The sequence below is a fragment of the Mycobacterium gordonae genome, assembly GCF_001417955.2.
GTDB classification, from domain to species: domain Bacteria; phylum Actinomycetota; class Actinomycetes; order Mycobacteriales; family Mycobacteriaceae; genus Mycobacterium; species Mycobacterium gordonae_B.
The window spans coordinates 44,186-61,417 of the sequence record NZ_LKTM01000146.1 but is presented as its reverse complement, the minus strand read 5'-3'; the positions used below and the strand labels follow the sequence as shown (position 1 = coordinate 61,417).

16 protein-coding genes, 1 tRNA gene and 1 pseudogene are annotated in these 17,232 nt (G+C 66.3%); 6 read left to right on the top strand and 12 right to left on the bottom strand.

Features of this window, described 5'->3' with window-relative positions; translation table 11 throughout:
• Positions 1-2: 2 nt before the first annotated feature.
• Complete coding sequence (locus AO501_RS13695) at positions 3-377, bottom strand: nuclear transport factor 2 family protein (protein ID WP_055578239.1); 375 nt, start codon at positions 375-377, stop codon at positions 3-5.
• Positions 378-388: 11 nt separating this feature from the next.
• Complete coding sequence (locus AO501_RS13690) at positions 389-1,144, bottom strand: maleylpyruvate isomerase family mycothiol-dependent enzyme (protein ID WP_055578238.1); 756 nt, start codon at positions 1,142-1,144, stop codon at positions 389-391.
• A gap of 146 nt (positions 1,145-1,290) precedes the next feature.
• Here AO501_RS13690 and AO501_RS13685 point away from each other — a divergent pair, with 146 nt between their 5' ends.
• A complete protein-coding gene (locus tag AO501_RS13685) occupies positions 1,291-3,261 on the top strand; it encodes a PE domain-containing protein (protein ID WP_082658613.1) in 1,971 nt (656 codons plus the stop codon).
• Positions 3,262-3,271: 10 nt separating this feature from the next.
• Here the strand turns inward: AO501_RS13685 and AO501_RS13680 are convergent, their stop codons facing one another.
• Together AO501_RS13680 and AO501_RS13675 are read right to left on the bottom strand one after the other, a co-directional pair.
• Entirely contained in the window at positions 3,272-3,697 is a 426-nt protein-coding gene (locus AO501_RS13680) for a tautomerase family protein (RefSeq protein WP_055578236.1), read from the bottom strand.
• A gap of 8 nt (positions 3,698-3,705) precedes the next feature.
• Positions 3,706-4,407, bottom strand: coding sequence for an SDR family oxidoreductase (locus tag AO501_RS13675; RefSeq protein WP_055578235.1), 702 nt, complete (start codon positions 4,405-4,407; stop codon positions 3,706-3,708).
• A 97-nt stretch (positions 4,408-4,504) separates the two neighbouring features.
• Here AO501_RS13675 and AO501_RS13670 point away from each other — a divergent pair, with 97 nt between their 5' ends.
• The 3 genes from AO501_RS13670 to AO501_RS13660 are packed head-to-tail and all read left to right on the top strand — an operon-like array spanning position 4,505 to position 7,477.
• Positions 4,505-4,990: a winged helix-turn-helix transcriptional regulator gene (locus AO501_RS13670; RefSeq protein WP_055578234.1), complete on the top strand. Its 486-nt coding sequence runs from the start codon at positions 4,505-4,507 to the stop codon at positions 4,988-4,990.
• Positions 4,991-5,035: 45 nt separating this feature from the next.
• The gene (locus tag AO501_RS13665; protein ID WP_055578233.1) at positions 5,036-5,662 is read left to right on the top strand and encodes a TetR/AcrR family transcriptional regulator; all 627 of its coding nucleotides are present in this window, start codon (positions 5,036-5,038) and stop codon (positions 5,660-5,662) included.
• Between the two features lie 39 nt (positions 5,663-5,701).
• Positions 5,702-7,477, top strand: a complete 1,776-nt coding sequence (locus tag AO501_RS13660) for an N-acyl-D-amino-acid deacylase family protein (RefSeq protein ID WP_055578251.1) — start codon at positions 5,702-5,704, stop codon at positions 7,475-7,477.
• On the opposite strand, the gene AO501_RS13655 is transcribed toward AO501_RS13660, so the two are convergent.
• The 6 genes from AO501_RS13655 to AO501_RS13630 form a co-directional block, all read right to left on the bottom strand.
• Positions 7,467-8,798: a UDP-glucose dehydrogenase family protein gene (locus AO501_RS13655; protein ID WP_055578232.1), complete on the bottom strand. Its 1,332-nt coding sequence runs from the start codon at positions 8,796-8,798 to the stop codon at positions 7,467-7,469. The genes AO501_RS13660 and AO501_RS13655 overlap by 11 nt on opposite strands.
• A gap of 76 nt (positions 8,799-8,874) precedes the next feature.
• Positions 8,875-10,296: a DUF7159 family protein gene (locus AO501_RS13650; RefSeq protein ID WP_419775672.1), complete on the bottom strand. Its 1,422-nt coding sequence runs from the start codon at positions 10,294-10,296 to the stop codon at positions 8,875-8,877.
• 118 nt (positions 10,297-10,414) lie between these two features.
• On the bottom strand, positions 10,415-12,130 hold the full coding sequence (locus AO501_RS37990; RefSeq protein ID WP_063892869.1) for a DUF7159 family protein: 1,716 nt from the start codon (positions 12,128-12,130) through the stop codon (positions 10,415-10,417).
• A gap of 87 nt (positions 12,131-12,217) precedes the next feature.
• A complete protein-coding gene (gene dcd / locus AO501_RS13640) occupies positions 12,218-12,790 on the bottom strand; it encodes a dCTP deaminase (protein ID WP_055578230.1) in 573 nt (190 codons plus the stop codon).
• A gap of 32 nt (positions 12,791-12,822) precedes the next feature.
• Positions 12,823-13,497, bottom strand: a complete 675-nt coding sequence (locus AO501_RS13635; RefSeq protein ID WP_055578229.1) for a hypothetical protein — start codon at positions 13,495-13,497, stop codon at positions 12,823-12,825.
• A gap of 127 nt (positions 13,498-13,624) precedes the next feature.
• Positions 13,625-14,104 carry an SRPBCC family protein gene (locus AO501_RS13630; protein WP_055578228.1) on the bottom strand — a complete coding sequence of 160 codons (480 nt, stop codon included), beginning with the start codon at positions 14,102-14,104 and terminating at the stop codon, positions 13,625-13,627.
• Positions 14,105-14,133: 29 nt separating this feature from the next.
• Between AO501_RS13630 and AO501_RS13625 the strand changes: the two genes are divergently transcribed.
• Positions 14,134-14,207 (top strand) — tRNA-Gly (locus AO501_RS13625).
• Between the two features lie 482 nt (positions 14,208-14,689).
• Here the strand turns inward: AO501_RS13625 and AO501_RS13620 are convergent.
• Entirely contained in the window at positions 14,690-15,175 is a 486-nt protein-coding gene (locus tag AO501_RS13620) for a DUF456 domain-containing protein (RefSeq protein ID WP_055578227.1), read from the bottom strand.
• A 57-nt stretch (positions 15,176-15,232) separates the two neighbouring features.
• Between AO501_RS13620 and AO501_RS13615 the strand changes: the two genes are divergently transcribed.
• On the top strand, positions 15,233-16,027 hold the full coding sequence (locus AO501_RS13615) for an endonuclease/exonuclease/phosphatase family protein (RefSeq protein WP_055578226.1): 795 nt from the start codon (positions 15,233-15,235) through the stop codon (positions 16,025-16,027).
• A 24-nt stretch (positions 16,028-16,051) separates the two neighbouring features.
• Here the strand turns inward: AO501_RS13615 and AO501_RS13610 are convergent.
• Positions 16,052-17,135: pseudogene (locus AO501_RS13610) on the bottom strand (NRAMP family divalent metal transporter).
• Positions 17,136-17,232 lie beyond the last annotated feature (97 nt).

The following is a 17,232-nucleotide window of genomic DNA, read 5'->3' as shown; positions in this document are numbered from 1 at the left end:
CCTCAGTCGACCCGGTCGTTTTCGGTGAGTTCGGTCGCCGCCAACGCCGACGCCAGGTCCGCGTGACGGAACACCGACGTGACGTGGTCGTGGACCACCCGGAATGCCGACGCGGTCGTCGACGCGTTGAAGGGCTTGTTGCGGTCGCTGATCTGCTGTTCGACGACCACGATCCCGTCGTGCACATACATCCGGCCCAGCTCTGCCCGCGCCGTCAGCGAACTGACCCATCGGCGCAGCGCGTCGTGCCCCTGCACGGCTCCGTGCGCGTCACCGATCTCGATGTCGTCACTGGACAAAGCGACCAAGGTGTCGATGTCGACGCTGTTCAGAGCGTCGTGCCAAGCGAGGACGGTGGCGATCTCGGATGTGGTCATGAGGTGCAAGTCTAGAGAGGTGTGCGGTCCAGCCATCTCTGCCATACGGCTTGGTCACCGAAAACGGCGATGCCCGTGGCGGCGAGCGGGACGCGGCGTGTCATCGCCAGCAGCAGTTCGGTGGCCCCGCCGCGCAGTGCGACGGTGCCCTTGCCGTGCTCGTGCGACCACGTGACGACGACGTCGTCGACGGCAACCGTCCACTCGCCGGCCTCGCCCAACCCGGGATCGGTGGCGTGCAGGTGCAGAGTGTCGCCGCCCTCCAACGGGAGCGCCGCACCGTCCTTTCCTGCCTGGAGCACGATGCGTTCCAGGAACTCGTCGATCCCGTCGGCCGCGGCCTCCGCGTCGAGGGTGAACTCGGCGCCGACCGCGAGGGCTGCGTCGGCTCGATGAATGGCGTTCTCATGGAGGCGGCGCCGGATCCACCACGCGGCGGGTCGGGGGCCCAGGAACGTCCAGACCGGAGTGTCGGCGCCGGTCGCTTCGACCGCGTCGACGAGAAGCTGCGCGCCGCCGTTGAGCCACTGAATTGCGTCGTTGAGATCCGGGGGTGGCTTGCCGTCTTCGACACTGCGGAAATCGAGGAAGCTGTCCATGCGGTCGCGCACGATCTGCGCGGCCCAGCGGTCGCCGCGTCCGACGTGCCGGAACAGCTGATCAAGGGTCCAGCCCGGACAGGTCGGCACCGGCGTCGATTGATCGGCGCCGCGGATGAGCTCCCCTAGAGCCCGGGTCTCCGCAAGGTAGCTAGCCGTGTAATCCACGGAGGATGACGCTACTCGCGTAGACGGTAGACAGCGAAAGCGTTTGCTCTGAGTTCCCTTAGATCCAGCAGGATCTGCAGCAGGTCGCTGTACATTGTGGGCTCCGCCAACCTGTGATGGCCGACAAGCAGTTAGCGAGGACCACCATGTCAAATCTGTTCGTCGCACCGGAATTGATAGCCACTGCCGCGGCAGACGCAGCTGGCATCAACTTTTCGCTGAAGGCGGCGAACCTGGCGGCGTTGGCTCCGACGAGCAGGCTGGCGGCTGCCGCTGGTGACGAAGTGTCGGCAGCGATTTCCTTGCTGTTCTCCGGCTTCGCGCGGGAATACCAGTCGCTCGGTGCGCAGGTGGCGGCGTTGCAGGATCAGTTTGCGCAAGCGCTGCGTGCCGCGGGCGGGGCATATGCGGTCGCCGAGGCGGCCAACGCCGGCCCGCTGCAGGCCGTGGCCGACAACGTCCTGGGTGCGATCAATGCGCCCACGAACCTCCTATTGGGGCGTCCGCTGATCGGCGACGGATTCAACGGCGTGTCCGGCACGGGGCAAGCCGGCGGGGACGGCGGGATCCTGTGGGGCAATGGCGGCAGGGGCGCGTCGGCCGGACTGGGTCAAACCGGCGGACGCGGTGGCAATGCCGGGCTGATCGGTAACGGCGGAGTCGGTGGCAGCGGCGGTATCCGCGGTGGCGCCGGCGGCGCAGGCGGTACCGGCGGGTTGTTATGGGGCAGTGGCGGGCTCGGCGGCACAGGTGGAGTCGGTGGCGGCACTATTGCTGCTGGGCCCGGTGGGATCGGCGGTCGCTCATGGTCGTTGTTCGGCACCCCGGGGGCGACCGGCAACACCGGGGCCTACTACCCGGACGTGAATTTCGCGACGCCCGAAGAGGCCGCCCTGCTCTTGCTGAGCACGCCGGATGCGAATTTCCTGCTGATCGGCACCGACGGCACGAATCTGAGCAGGATCCTGGCCGATCCCCTCGGCACACCGAACTTCCACGCATTGATGGCGCAAAGCGTTACCTCGGCGTCGACGATCGTCGGGCACACCACCATCTCGAACCCGTCGTGGACGACGATTCAGACCGGTGTGTGGGGCGAAACGGCCGGCGTGGCCAATAATGTCTTCACTCCTTGGACGTATGACGACTGGCCCACCGTGTACAACCAACTCGAGGCCACCTACGGCAACCAAGTCAACACCACGGTCATCGCGGACTGGAAGGTCATCACCGACATCGCCGGTGCCGGCTCGCATCCCGCCGACAACATCCACTTTGTCCCACAGGTCGCCGGCGACACCGATTGGTTGGCGACGTCGAACTTGGTCGGCGAGAAGGCCCAAGCCGCGATCATGGCCGCTGACCCGACCAAAGGGAATCTCATCTTCTCGTACTTCACGGGTCCCGACATCAACGCGCACGCGTACGGCGGCGATTCGCCCCAGTACGCGCTGGCGCTTCGGAACATGGATGCCAACCTCGGTTCCCAGACACTCAACGGTGGCGGCATGTTGGGAGCGGTTTACGACTGGGAGGCCATGTACGGCGAGGAATTCTCCGTTCTTGTGGTTACCGACCACGGTCAGGTGGGGCCCGCCCAGTTAGGGGGCATCACCCATGGCTTCCAATCTCCTTTGGAGACAGCGTCATTCCTGATCTGGGATCAGGCCGGTAATGACATGTTTGACGGGTATATCAATAACTCGTACCAAATCGTCAGCACGACGCCAACCATCATGGATCAATTCGACATTCCACCGCTGCCGTATATGCAGGGCGCACCCCTGACGTCCCCCGTCTTCGCCGGAACCTACGTTAACCCGGGAGCCAACCTGTTCACCGCACTCAGTGCCGATTTCGCCGCACAGGGTTATCCCGATCCCCTGATCAATGCGAACCTGACATCGCGCACACTGGTGGCCTCGATTCCTTATCTGGCATACGAGCCGATAGCCAACATCGTCCACTCGGTACCCAACTTCCTGCAGGTGCCGGTCTCATGGATCGGTGCCGGTGTCTATCAATCGCTCAACATCCCGGCACAGATCTGGGTGCGGCTAACCGGCGTGACCGGCAACGAGATCATCCCACCGATCCTCAATCCATTCCTCGCCTAACCGTCAACCGTCAGTACGGTGAAGCGGCATTGGCTTGCGCCCAAGCCTTTTCGGCGTCAGAGCCGCCGGGCGGTGGCACCAGACCGTTGATCATCCAGAGTTCCTCGCTGGTCTCATCGACGTGAAACTCCCAGTGCAGGCCGGGCTTCGCTGCGGCGAGTGGGGCAAGGATGCCGTTGATCCACTGGGTGATCCGCTGACGATCACCCGTATTGCGCGAATGCCGGGCGATGTGATCAATGACGATACGGACACCGACCGGAGTCGGCTCCCCGCCGACGTAGAAGTCTTGCGTACCGGTCTCTTTGAACAAGGTGATCACGTAGAACCGCGGCAGCCCGCCCTTCTCGTAGTGGTCTGTGATCCGGGTGGCCAACTCGTGTTTCTCTTCGTCGGTGAAGACACCCGGCGTGTGGTGAATCGTCCAGAGCGGCATGATGATTCCTAATGCGCCAGGCTGAAGGCCAGGTTCTCCACCGGGCCCGAGAGTGCGCCTTTGACGTTGACCGTGACGTCGTCGACGAGGACCTCGACGGCGCCGGCCTCCAACCCGTCTACGATGCGTTTGGCCACCTCGGCCGGCGTCGTCTTCTGCATCGGGATGTCGGCAACCATGTCGGTGTCGATGAATCCGGCATGCACGCCGACCACCTGGGTGTTCTGCGATGCCAATTCGAGGCGCAGCGAGTTCGTCACCGACCAGATCGCGGCTTTGGATGCGCCGTAGGCTCCACTGCCGGCAAGCCAGGACAGCACCGAATGGACGTTGACCACCGCGCCGCCGCCATTGGCCGCCAGAATCGGGGCGAATGCCCGAACCACCCGCAAGGGCCCGAAAACGTTGATGTCAAACGTTTCCGCAACGTCCTCGAAGCTGCCCGTCAGCAGTGAGCCGGGGAGCAGGATGCCGGCGTTGTTGATCACGATGTCGGCGTCACCAACGGTACGGGCCAGGGCCCCGACCGAATCCACGTCGCGGACCTCGAGTTCGTGGGTGACCACCTGCGGGCGGTCATCGGTGAAGGCGCTTCTCGCGGTCGAGTGGACCTTGCGGGCCCCACGGGCCAGCACCTCGTCGACCAGTGCCGCACCGAGCCCACGCCGGCCCCCTGTCACCACAACCACCTTGTCGGCTACTGCAACCATCTCGCGCTTCCTTCCGATTATCTGACTAACGTTTTCGTTACTTAGATCAAAGCACGCTATCCTGGGTAACGCAATCGTTAGTTATGTGAGGTGCGCCATGGAGTTCGAGAAGAAGCTGCGCGACCGCGACAAGTGGTCGGTCGGCGACGGGTGCCCGATGGCGAAAACACTCGACCTGCTGAGCACCAAGACCACTTTTCTAGTCCTCCGCGAATGCTTCTACGGCACAACACGGTTCGAGGACTTCGTAGAGAGGATCGGCGCCTCGGCGCCGGCCGTGTCGCGGGCGGTGAAGCAGTTGGAGGCCGCCGGGATCATCGAACGGGTGCCTTATCAGGAACCGGGCCGACGGGCGCGCGACGAGTACCACCTGACCACGGCAGGCAAGGAACTGCTGCCGGTGCTGCTGTCACTGGCGCAGTGGGGGGACAAGCACCTGCAGAACGGCCGGGGTCCGCTGCGGTTCGTCGACCCCGCGAGTGGTCGGGTCCTGGGAGTGCGGATCACCGACGAATCAGGGGTCATAGCGACGGAGTCCGATGACATCGAGATCCGCGCCAATCCGGCTTTCCGGCGGCGTTAGGCCAGGCTGCCTGTCAGCGGTGTCCACGGGGTTAAGGTCTCAGCCATGCGCACCCATGGGTGGAGCGGCGCGAGGCCCGCGACCGATGACGAGGCGATCGAACGCATCCTCGACGCCGCCAGCGAGGCCATCGAGCAACGTGGCGGCGACATGCGGATTGCCGATGTGGCGCGAACGTTGGGCGTCTCCCGGCAAACCGTCTACAACTACTTCCCGGGTACCAACACCCTCATCGAGGCCGCCGCCACGCGTTCCGGGCTGCGGTTCTGCGAAATACTCTCGAGGCACCTCGCCGGGATCACCGACCCGGTCGAGGCGCTGGTGGAGAGCCTGGCGTTCACCCTGGAATGGCTGCCCAGCGACAAGCACATCCAATTGATGCTGCTGCGCGACTTCAACAAAGCGTCGGCGGGGATCACCTCGGACGTCGGGATCAAGTTCAGCCACGGAATCCTGGCCGGTTTGGACGTCGACTGGACCAAGTTGAACCTCGCCGACGCCGACCTCGATGACCTCGCCGAGTACACGTTGCGGATCCTGCAGTCCTTCACCATCGACCCCGGCCGGCCGCCGCGCACGGGCGACGTGCTGCGCGGCTACCTGCGCCGCTGGATCGCACCGGTGCTGACCGCGGAGATCGCCCACAAAGGGTCAGCCGCCGCCACGAATTGACGAATTCGGTAAGCTGTCCAGTCGAGTGAGGTGGTCACATTGACTTTCGATGCGGTGGTCGTCAACGGCCGGTGGTTCGACGGCAGTGGAGGGCCGTCGGCGATCCGCAACATCGGGATACGGGACGGCCGCGTGGCCGCCGTGTCCCCCACCCCCCTGGACACCGAAGGCTGCCCGAACGTCATCGACGCAGAGGGCAAATGGGTGATGCCGGGCATCATCGACATCCATACCCACTACGACGCCGAGGTGCTGGCCGCACCGGCGCTGTCGGAATCCGTGCGCCACGGTGTCACCACCATCGTGATGGGCTCGTGCTCTCTGTCGACCGTGCATGTCAACGCGGGCGAAGCCGCCGACCTGTTCGGGCGGGTGGAGGCGATCCCGCATGAGCACGTGGTCCGCATCGTCGGCGAGCACAAGTCGTGGACGAACCCGCAGGAGTACATCGACGCCCTGGAGTCGCTGCCACTCGGCCCCAACGTGACGGCCTTCATCGGCCACTCCGACATGCGCACGTCGGTGATGGGCCTGGACCGGGCGACCCGAGAGGACGTCAAACCCACCGCCGCCGAACAGGCGCGGATGGAGCAGATGCTGAGCGAGGCGCTCGACGCCGGATTCCTCGGAATGTCCTCGCAGCAACTGCTTTTCGACAAGATCGACGGGGACACCTGCCGCTCCCGCACGCTGCCGTCCACCTACGCCAAGGGCCGCGAACTGCGGCGGCTGAAGTCGTTGTTGCGGCGCACCGGTCGCGTCCTGCAGTCCGGTCCCGACATCAGTCACCCACAGAACATCGTCTCCCAGGCACTGCAGTCGCTGGGGATCCGCCGGCCCCACCTGAAGACCAGTCTGCTGGCCGCCGCGGACATGAAGTCGGCGCCGGGAACCATCTGGTTGACCAGCGGGTTGGCTGCCCTGGTGAATCGACTCGGCGGCGACTTCCGCTTCCAGCACCTTCCGGTGCCCTTCGAGGTGTACGCCGACGGGATCGACCTGGTCGTGTTCGAGGAATTCGGGGCCGGGGCGGCCGCACTGCACCTCAAGGACGAAGTCGAGCGCAACGAGCTCATGCGCGACGAGGAGTACCGCCGACAGTTCCGAAAGGATTACGACAGCAAGTTCGGCCCGCGCGCCTGGCACCGGGACTTCTTCGATGCGGAGATCGTCTCCTGCCCCGACGAATCGGTGGTGGGCAAGTCGTTCGGTCAGGTCGGCGTGGAACGCGGCGGCCTGCACCCGGTCGACGCCTTCCTCGACCTGGTGCTCGAACACGGCACCGCGATCCGCTGGCGCACAACGATTTCCAACCACCGCCCCAAGATGCTGCGCCGGCTGGCCCAGATGCACGGCCTGCAGGTGGGGTTCTCCGACGCCGGGGCACACCTGCGCAACATGGCCTTCTACAACAGTGGGCTGCGGCTGTTGCGGCATGTGCGTGACGCTCAGCGCGAGGGCCGGCCGTTCCTGTCGGTCGAGCAGGCGGTGCACCGGTTAACCGGCGAACTGGCCGACTGGTACGGCCTGGATGCCGGTCACCTGCGGGTCGGCGACTGGGCCGACCTGGTGGTCATCGACCCGGAACGCCTCGACGACTCGCTGGACGCCTACCACGAGGCCAAAATCGATGCCTACGATGGTCTTTCGCGAATGGTGAATCGGAACGACGACACCGTCGAAGCCGTCTTCGTGTCGGGTCGCGAGGTGTTCCGCAACGGCCAGCCGACCGATCTTCTCGGACGTGAACGCACCGGGGGCTTCCTGCGCGCCGACGGCCACCCGCGGAACGTGCCGCAGCCCGTCACCGCGTAGGGCGCCGCGCTCCCAGCCGGAACACCCGCCAGCCCGCCCGCTCCCAGCGGCCGACATCCAGGCAGTTGCGGCCGTCGACGACGACGCGGGCGCGCACCCGATCCGCGAGGTCATCGGGGTCGAGGTCGACGAATTCCCGCCACTCGGTGAGCACCAGCACGGCGTCCGCGCGCTCGCAGGCCTCTTCGACTGAAACCGCGTAGGTCAACGTGGGGAACAGCCGGTTGGCATTGTCGAGCGCCTTCGGGTCGTAGACGTTGACGGCAGCACCGTTGAGTTGCAACTGGCCGGCGACGTTGAGGGCGGGAGAATCCCGCACGTCGTCGGACTCCGGCTTGAATGCCGCGCCGAGCACCGCGATGTTAGCGCCGAGCAGGGATCCGCCGCAGGCCGCGGTGGCCAGTTCGACCATCCGGGTCCGGCGCCGCATGTTGATGCTGTCGACTTCACGCAGGAAGGTCAGCGCCTGGTCGGCGCCCAGCTCCCCCGCCCGGGCCATGAACGCGCGGATGTCCTTGGGCAGGCACCCGCCACCGAAACCCAAACCGGCATTGAGACATTGCCGTCCGATACGTGGGTCGTACCCAAGCGCGTCGGCCAGCACGCTGACGTCGGCGCCTGCGGCCTCGCACACCTCGGAAATCGCGTTGATGAACGAAATCTTGGTCGCCAGAAAGGCATTGGCGGAGACCTTGACCAGTTCGGCCGTCTGCAGGTCGGTCACCAGGAAGGGCACCCCGGAGCTCAGCAGCGGCTCGTACAGCTCGCGCACCACAGCCTCGGCGCGGGTGGAATCATGTTGCACCCCAAGCACAATGCGGTCCGGGTGCAGCGTGTCGTGGACGGCATAGCCTTCACGGAGAAACTCCGGGTTCCACGCGATCTCCACATTCACTCCGTCGGGGGCCAGCGCCGAGGCCCGCTGGCTCAGTTCGGCCGCGGTGCCCACCGGCACCGTCGACTTGCCCACGAGGACAGATGATCTGGTCAACCGCGGCACGAGCGCGTCGATCACCGCGTGCACGTGCCGTATGTCGGCACCGTATTCGCCCCTCTTCTGCGGAGTGCCGACTCCCAGGAAATGCACGTCGGCGAACTCGCCCGCCATGTCGTAGTCGGTGGTGAAATGCAATCGGCCCGCAGCAAGGTTGGCAGTCAACAACTTTCGCAGGCCAGGCTCATAGAAGGGGATGTCCCCACCGGCCAGCTTGGCGACCTTACCAGGGTCGATATCAACCCCGACGACCTCGTGTCCCAGCTCTGCCATTCCGACAGCGTGGGTGGCACCGAGATAGCCGGTGCCGAAAACGGTGCATCGCATACCACCGTGTGTAGGTGCCCGCGATGAGCGGACCGCATCGCGACGCTGAACGGCAGGTGACAGCTACCCGGCAAGATCAGAAGCCGGGGATCCCGGGGATGTTGAAGCCGCCGCGGCCGCCGCCGCCTTTGCCGCCTTTACCGGGACCACCGCCGCCGGGCAACTTGGGAGCGGGGCCTTTACCGGCACCCGGACCGCGGCCGTCGTCGCCGCCGCGACCGCCGCCCCCACCCGGGCCGAGCGGGAACTGCGGGGTGAAGATCTGCGGCAGCTGCGGAACCGGTACCGGAACCGGAACCGGAGCGGGCGCAACCGGGGCCGGGGCGGGCGCCTGGGGCACCGGCACCTGCACGGGCGCCTGCGGCACCTCGACAGGCGCCTGGGGAGCCTGCGGAGCCGGAGCCTGCTCAGGGACGGGGGCGGGAGCGGGAGCCTGGGGCGCCGGAGCGGGAGCCTGCTCGGGAACGGCTTCCGGAGCCGGAGCCTGTGGGGCGGGCGCCTGCGGCGCCGGCGTGGGTTCGACGAGGGCCTGCCCCGGATCGGGGCGGGTACTCGAGGTGCTTCGGATGCTGACGGCCAGCGAGACCACCAGCGACGCCACTCCGACCACGAAGATCGACAACAGAACGCTGCCCAGCAGACCCAGCGGCCGACGACCTTCTGCCCTCGGCTCCTCGTGGTCGGCGTCGACGGCGCTGTAGGCCAGCGCGCCGTCTGCCGCGCTCGCGTTGTCGAAGTAGGCGGGGTCGAGCCCGAACGGCTTGTACGCTCCGGTGCCCGGGTCCTGGGCGTAGGCGCGTGCTGCCGTCGACGCCGACAGCAAGGGCGTGTTCGCCGACGCAAGCGCCGCTCCCCAGGCCAACGCGGTCTCCGGCTCTTCGGGCAGGGTCACCGGAAGCGTGGTCGCGGCGTCCAGGGCCGGCTTGATCATCGGGACGTCGACGCCCGAGCCGACGACGAAGACGGCTTCGGGGTGGGTCTGCAGCGTTTCGGCGGTGGCGACAAGCTCGGCCAGACGGGCCACCGCGGCGTCATCGTCCGATGGCAGCGGCTGCGTCTGGATGTCAGCGACCGATCCGTCGGCGCTGTTCACGACGGCCAGCGTCGCGGTGTCGGGTTCGATGAAAAGCAGCGCTGTCTGCGCATAGTTGGTCTCGTTGCCGACCGAATGCGCCAGCGCGGCCGCGGCGAGGAACGCCGAAACCAGCATGACGTTCTCGATCTTGCGGCTGGCCAGCGCGTCGCGGAGCTCAGCCGCCTGTGCCGGGTCCCGCCACGTCACGCCCGTCGAGGCCAGCTGGTAGCCGCCCTCGGTCGCTCCCTCGCGGGTCCCGAGTATCGCCGAGATGACTTGATCGGCAGCGTTGAACGTGGGCGCGTCCTCAGCCCTGACATCGATGCTGTCTTCATCGACCAGGGCGCCGTCGCCGTTTTCGCCTTCGACCAGCACCATCCGGACTGCGGTCGGTGCCATCGACACGCCAAGTACGGTGTCCAAAGCTCCCCCAAAGTTACTGTGCGGATTCCCCAACCCGTGCTATATAACGGTACCCACGCACCGGTTTCATACCCATTTGAATTTGCTTTGTAGGGAAACTCACAGGCCCCGAGGCCGGCTATCTGTGCCCGCCGCCGCTTCCACCGCCAAAGCCGCCGTGGCCGCCACCGCCGCCGCCAAATCCCCCTCCGCCGCCGCCAAAGCCGCCATGGCCGCCACCGGAGCCGCCACCGGGGCCGCCGCCGAACGGGCCGTGCCCGCCAGGGCCGCCACCACCGAAGGGACCTTGACCACCGGGGCTGCCGCCGCCACCGAACGGCCCGCGCCCACCGGGACCGCCGCCACCGAAGGGACCCTGACTACCGGGGCCACCGGGGATGCCGGGGATACCACCGCCGCCGAAGGGACCCTGACTGCCGGGGCCACCGCCACCGAACGGGCCACGCCCACCCGGACCGTTACCGCCACCACCGAACGGGCCGCGACCGGGATTGGGCGCGGGCGCCTGCGGGATCTGGATGACCGGCGCTTGGGGGACCTGGATAACGGGCGCCTGCGGGATGGGGTTCTGGACGCGTGGCGGCGACGCCGGAATGGGCGCTCGCGGAACGGGTAGCTGGGGCTGCTGACGCGGCACCTGGATGGGCGGCACCAGGATCGGGATCACTGGGGGAACGACGACGGGGTCGGGTAGCCGGGGCGCGGGCAACTCGGGGGCGGGCAGCACCGGTGCTACCGGCATGACCGGTGCCGCGGGTGCCGGAATCGCGGGAGCCGCCTGTGCCGGCTCGATCGGCGCCGCCGCGGCCGGCTTGGGCAGTTGCGGTGCCGCTACGCGCGGCGGCGCTGCCGGCAGGTCGATCTTGTGCTGCGGCGCGGCCACTTCTGTTTGAACGGCCTCCGGTTGCATGGGCGCGACGAAGTGGTTTTCGTTCGGCTTCGGCTGCAGGGCGACGGTCGGGCGGATGTTGATCGCCAGCGCCACTTCGAGAGCTATCGCGGCCGCGCAGGCGACCACCGCCAGGCCGCTGCCGACCAGCAAAGCAGGCCGGCGCCTGCCCGACTCCTCCTCGGGGACGTCGCCGTCGTCGAACTCGGGCGGTTCGGGAAGCTCGTCGCCCACCTGCGCATAAGCCAGCGCAGCGGTGGTCGACGCGAACAGCGGTGAACTCCCCGAAGCCAGCGCCGCGCCGCGGGCCAGCGCCATGTCGGGTTCCTCCGGCACGCTGACGGTCAGCGTCGTCGCGGCGTCCAGGGCGGGTTTGATCATCGGCACGTCGACGCCCGAACCCACCACGTAGATGCCGTCCGGGCGGGCGCGCATCGTTTCCGCGGCCGATACCAACTGAGCCAACTCGGTTACCGCGGCGTCGTCGTCCTCAGCCAGGAACTGGCGTCTCACGTCGCACAGCGAGCCGTCGCGGTTGTCCACCACGGCCAGGGTGGCGCTGTCCGGCTCGACGAACAGCACACCCGTGCGCTCGTAGCCGACCGACGCGCCCACGGACTGTCCCATCGCGACCGCCGCCAGGAACGCCGAGACCAGCATGACGTTCTCGACTTTGTGGGCGGCCAGCGCGTCGCGCAGGGCGGCCGCCTGCATCTGATCGGTCCAGCTAACACCGATAGAGGACAACCGAAGGCCTGCGTCGCAGGCGCCCTCACGGGTGCCCAGGATGGCCGCCATCACCCGGTCCGTCGCGCTGGTGGCGGCCGCGTCACGGGCCATCCTGAAGCTGTCTTCGTCGACGATCACACCGTCGGCATCCTCACCCTCGACCAACGCCAGGCGCACGGCCGACGGTGCCATCGAAACCCCGAGTACGACGTCCAAAACCCCTCCCAAGGTTCATCGGTCTGCGGAGGGAAACGCGGCACGGAGCCGCCGAATTCCATTGTGGCCCCAGAGGCTATGCGCCAGCTAGGTGGACCGTATGAAGTTCAGGTAAGACCGCGACGGTGTGGGCCCCCGCTGACCCTGGTACTTCGAGCCTACTTGCGAACTGCCGTAGGGATGTTCGGACGGGCTGGTCAGCCGCAGGATACATAACTGGCCGATTTTCATCCCCGGCCACAAGGTGATCGGGAGGTTGGCCACGTTGGAGAGCTCCAGGGTGATGTGGCCGCTGAATCCCGGATCGATGAAGCCCGCGGTGGAGTGCGTCAGCAAACCCAGCCGGCCCAGCGACGACTTGCCTTCCAGCCGTCCCGCCAGGTCGTCGGGCAAAGTGCAGAGCTCCAACGTGGAGCCAAGCACGAACTCGCCGGGATGCAGCACAAACGGCTCGCCATCCGCGGGTTCCACCAGACTGGTCAGCTCGTCCTGCTGCTGAGCCGGATCGATGTGCGTGTAGCGGGTGTTGTTGAACACCCGGAACAACGAGTCGAGCCGGACGTCGATGCTGGATGGCTGAACGAGGTCGTCGTCGAACGGATCGAGGCCCAGTCGACCGGCGGCGATCTCGGCCCTGAGGTCACGGTCAGAGAGCAGCACCCGACGAGCGTAGCTGCCGGTGGTCGCCTGGGTTACCGGACGTAGATTTCGTCCCCGGTCGGATATCCGCCACCGAAGGTGGTGACGTGGACGTGGTCATAGTGGCCGTAGCCGCCGGACTGGGCGCCGCCACCGGGTGTGTAATACGTGCCGCGCCAGATGGCGTCCTGGATGCCGAAACGCTCGGCGTTCTGCAGCACGAAAGTGACGATCGCGTTGCCCAGTTCGATCCCCTCGTCGGAACCCGGATTGGGGATCATCACGTCAAGCGCGAGGCCTTCGGGATGCCACCGCAGCGCGTCCGGTCGGACGCCGCCGATCTGGTGGATCTCGGGGAAGAGTGCGCTGATGCTGCGCTCGACCAAAATGGTCTTGACCTGCAGGCCGGCTTCCGGAGCGACGCCGACGGGCAGAACGCGGGATCCCGCGTTGGCTCGCGACCGGTCAGCCCGTGACCGTTGCGCCGGGGCCATCTCCTCGATGCTGAATTTCAGATGAGAGGTGTCAATGTTGGCCGCGATCGGGGCTGAGGCGAGTTCTATGCAGCACGTGCTGGTGTCGGGGAGCAATGGCTTGACTTCGGCCCGGGCCGCGCCCAGAGAACTGACGTCTCCGGCTACCGCGAAGTACACGGCGACAGAGGCGAGGCCCGCAGCCAGCACTGCGGGCGATTTCCGCGGCTTTCTAGCTAACTCATGCCTGCCCACGGAGGGTCACAATACGAGGTCACGGATGATAACGAAAGGGTAAACATCACATTTTTAGGATTTGCATTAATTCACTGTCTTAACGACTTCGCGAATTACACGCTTGTCATTCGCGCGGACGGTGCGGTCAGCCGACCAGCCAGCTCGACAGTTCCTCGAGCATCTGGCGCGCGTAACCTCGCCAGAACCAACCGAACGCCGGCAATGCCGAGGCGGCCACCCGGGACCGCGGAAACATGTTGTAGCGCCAGGTAATTCGTGTCCCCGTCCCAGCCGGGCGGAAGAGGAACTCGGCTTCGATCTTGTCGAGCAGTACGGCGAGCGGTCCATTGAAATCCGTGATGCGGTACACCCACGCGTGCGGTTCGTCGACGCTGACCACCGTCTCCCGGATGCTGCCCCACGGGCCGAGTTCGAGGACCCGGGTCTGGCCAGCGGTTCCGCGCCAGTCCCCGGAGTCGCGCCCACTGACGTTGAGGATCGGGGGGATCGGTCCGTAGCGACGGCGGAACATCGTCGGGACGTCCATCTCGATGATCCCGCGGAACGCCTGCTCAGGCGTCACGGGAAGGGTTCGGGATTGTTCGACCCGCACACCATTCGGCATCCGCCGATGCTAGCCTTTCTGGGCACAGCGCCGATGTAGTTCAATGGCAGAACATCAGCTTCCCAAGCTGAATACGCGGGTTCGATTCCCGTCATCGGCTCCACATGACGGCTTAGGCTTAGGACATGCGCGCAGGCAAGCCGTCACGGCGATGTCAGCTCTCGTAGTGCATTCATCACTCCGACGTGTGGACCTCCGCTTTGATCAGCCAGGGTCACATCGGCATCTGCCGTGGCGCAGGTGTCTGCGATCATCCTCGGCGACTCCGCTCGTTGTGCACGTACCACGTTGCCCACGTGGTGCGGCGAGCGAGGTCCGAGGTGACGGCGTATATCCAGAGGGTCGCTCTCGCAACCCGGACTAGCGCGCACCAAAGTCCGAGTTATTGGCCTAACTCGGACTAACGGTCGCCATGATGCCTCGGGGCACCCCGGTGGGTGTTTTCAATCCCTAGCTCGCTGCACATCGCGATTTGGAGTCGGATGGATACCCGGCCAGCAGCTAGCTGTGCGGCACGGGCGAGCGCAATACGCGGGTTCGATCCCCGTCGAAAACCATTGGCACACAACGCTCTCAGCGATGCGCCTACTGGGTCAGGTACACCCCGGCCACCCACGCGGCGGTGGCGAGCAGTGCGGCAGCCAACTCGACACCCATCGACAACGCGACACCTTTGACGGCGTGCTTCGTCGAGGTCCATGCCAGCCGCTGGTCTCCACGGGCGGCCAGCTCCGCGAGATAGACACCCAGCACGCAGCCGATCACCAGGCCGATCACCGGGATTACGAAGAAACCAATGATGCCCACCAGCGCGCCTGCCACCAGACTCCGCGTGCGCACGTCGGCGGCCCGCATCCGCTTCACGGGCCAGGTGTATTTGATCAATGTCGCCACACCGAGCAGCGTGGCCACCACGCCGAGGGTCACCCACGCGGTGATGTTGTTCTCGACGACGGCCCACACCACGATTGCGGCGAACACCAGCAGCGTGCCCGGCAACAGCGGCACCACGATGCCGATGATTCCGACGGCGATCGCCAGTGCTACGAGAACGATGCCGGCGGCACTCATGTCCTCAACGTATCTGTACGGGCCCATGCCCCGTCTCGCAGAAATAGGATCCAAGGTGTGACGTCACCCGATCGGGACGATGTGCTGACGGTGCTGACGCTGAACATTTGGGGCGATCACCTCTGGGAGGAGCGCAAGCACGCGCTCGTCGACTGGTTGACCGAGATTCGCCCCGATGTGGTCGCGTTGCAGGAAGTGACTCGGTCACCGCAATTGTGTGAGGCGACGTGGCTGGCCGAACAGACCGGAATGGACGCGGTGTACGCCGCAGCGTACGTCCGCTCCGGCCCAAGCGATTTCGGCAACGCGGTCCTGAGCCGATGGCCGATTGTCGGCTCGCGGTCGCTCCAGTTGACACTCGCGGGGGCAAATATCGAGCCTCGCGGCGCGCTGACCGTCGATCTCCGCGTTCGCAACCGTCTGGTGTCGGTCACCTCAACCCACTTGTCTTACCGGTTCGACGAGGGCAGGGTGCGCGAGGCACAGGTCCATCAGCTCACCGATTTCGTCGGAACGGGCTCTGGCGATTTCCCCCCGATTGTCTGCGGCGACTTCAACGCCCGCCCGGAATCGACCGAGGTGCGACTCGTCGGCGGCCTGCTGTTCGACGCCTTCGAGGTGGCCCGTCCTGGTGAGCTTGGCTTCACCTGGAACAACATCAACCCGTACACGGCGCGGGACCCCACACCGGATCAGCGCATCGACTACATCTTCGTAGGCCCGCGCACCGCTGACGGCGCGGGCAAGGTGCTCGCCGCGGCCGTCGTCTGCGACGCGCCGCGCCGCGGTGCCTGGCCCAGCGATCATTTCGGTGTCGTCGCCCAATTCGCGTGCCCCGACCGCGACCACTAATCGGGCCGCCAATCGTATGACCGCTCATCCGGTGAGCGAGGTGACCGCCAACGCAGCGACGCAAAGCACCACCATGGCGGTCGTGAGGGCGTAGGCGATCGTGCCGGCCCGTCCGATGGTGAACGGTCCCATGAGGTCGCGGTCACGCCCGATGCCGATCATCGCGAACAGCAACGGCACCAGTAGCACGGCATTGAGCACCTGAGTGGCGACCAGGATCGTCACGAGCGGGGCGTTCGGGATGAGCACGGCGAGCGCGCTGAGGAGTGTGACGATTCCGAACGTCAAGTAGAAGGTCTTGGCCTCGCGATAAGAGTCGTCGACGGCTGCTTCGATGCCGGCGTACTCGCACACCGAATAAGCCGTCGACAGCGGCAGTATGGAGGCAGCCAGGAGCGCCGCCCCGATCAATCCCACCGCGAACAGTGTCGAGGCGGCGGGACCGGCGAGGGGTTCGAGAGCCACTGCGGTGTCGGCAGCGTCCTGGATGGAGCGAGCCGTCGCGGTAGAGCGTCGCCGCACACGCCACCACGACGAAGAACCCGATGACCCCGGTGAGCACGGCCCCCGTCACCACGTCGAGCCGTACCAAGGGGAGGTCCTCGGTCCGAAGCTTCTTGTCGACCGCGTAGGACTGCATGAAGGAGAGTCCCCATGGGGCGAGCGTGGTGCCGAGGGTGGCGGTGACGATGGCGATGGCTTCGCTGTTGGCGGGCATGCTCGGAACGAGCATGCCGTGGAGTGCGGCCGCCCAGTCCGGGTGGGCCAGCACTCCGGACCCGACGTAGGCCAGGAAGATCGTCGACAGCAGTAGCAGGACGTGCTCGACGCGGTGGAAGCTGCCACGTAGCACCAGCAGGGAGACGATCACCGCCGCTGCGGGGACGCTCGCGTAGCGGCTGATGCCGAACAGTTCGGAGCCGGCAGCGATCCCGGCGAATTCGGCACAGGTCGTGCCGACGTTGGCGATCACGAGGGCGGCCAGCACGGCACCGCCCAACCGCACGCCGTACCGCTGGCGCACGAGGCCGATGAGGCCCTGTCCGGTGACCACACCCATGCGCGCTGCCAGGCCGTGGAAGATCACCAGGGCGACGGTGGAGAGCACGAGCACCCACAACAGCTGGTAGCCGTGTTTCGTGCCGAGGACCGAGTAGGTCGTGATGCCGGCCGGGTCGTCGTCGGAGAGGCCCGCGAGCAACCCC

Excerpts from the sequence above, each read along its gene's own strand:
- AO501_RS13620 (WP_055578227.1), bottom strand. The coding sequence starts at position 15,175 with ATGAGTGCCGCCGGCATCGTTCTCGTAGCACTGGCGATCGCCGTCGGA.
- AO501_RS13655 (WP_055578232.1), bottom strand. The coding sequence starts at position 8,798 with ATGCGATGCACCGTTTTCGGCACCGGCTATCTCGGTGCCACCCACGCT.
- AO501_RS13665 (WP_055578233.1), top strand. The coding sequence starts at position 5,036 with ATGCGCACCCATGGGTGGAGCGGCGCGAGGCCCGCGACCGATGACGAG.
- AO501_RS13630 (WP_055578228.1), bottom strand. The coding sequence starts at position 14,104 with ATGCCGAATGGTGTGCGGGTCGAACAATCCCGAACCCTTCCCGTGACG.
- AO501_RS13670 (WP_055578234.1), top strand. The coding sequence starts at position 4,505 with ATGGAGTTCGAGAAGAAGCTGCGCGACCGCGACAAGTGGTCGGTCGGC.
- AO501_RS13680 (WP_055578236.1), bottom strand. The coding sequence starts at position 3,697 with ATGCCGCTCTGGACGATTCACCACACGCCGGGTGTCTTCACCGACGAA.
- AO501_RS13685 (WP_082658613.1), top strand. The coding sequence starts at position 1,291 with ATGTCAAATCTGTTCGTCGCACCGGAATTGATAGCCACTGCCGCGGCA.
- AO501_RS13675 (WP_055578235.1), bottom strand. The coding sequence starts at position 4,407 with ATGGTTGCAGTAGCCGACAAGGTGGTTGTGGTGACAGGGGGCCGGCGT.
- AO501_RS13695 (WP_055578239.1), bottom strand. The coding sequence starts at position 377 with ATGACCACATCCGAGATCGCCACCGTCCTCGCTTGGCACGACGCTCTG.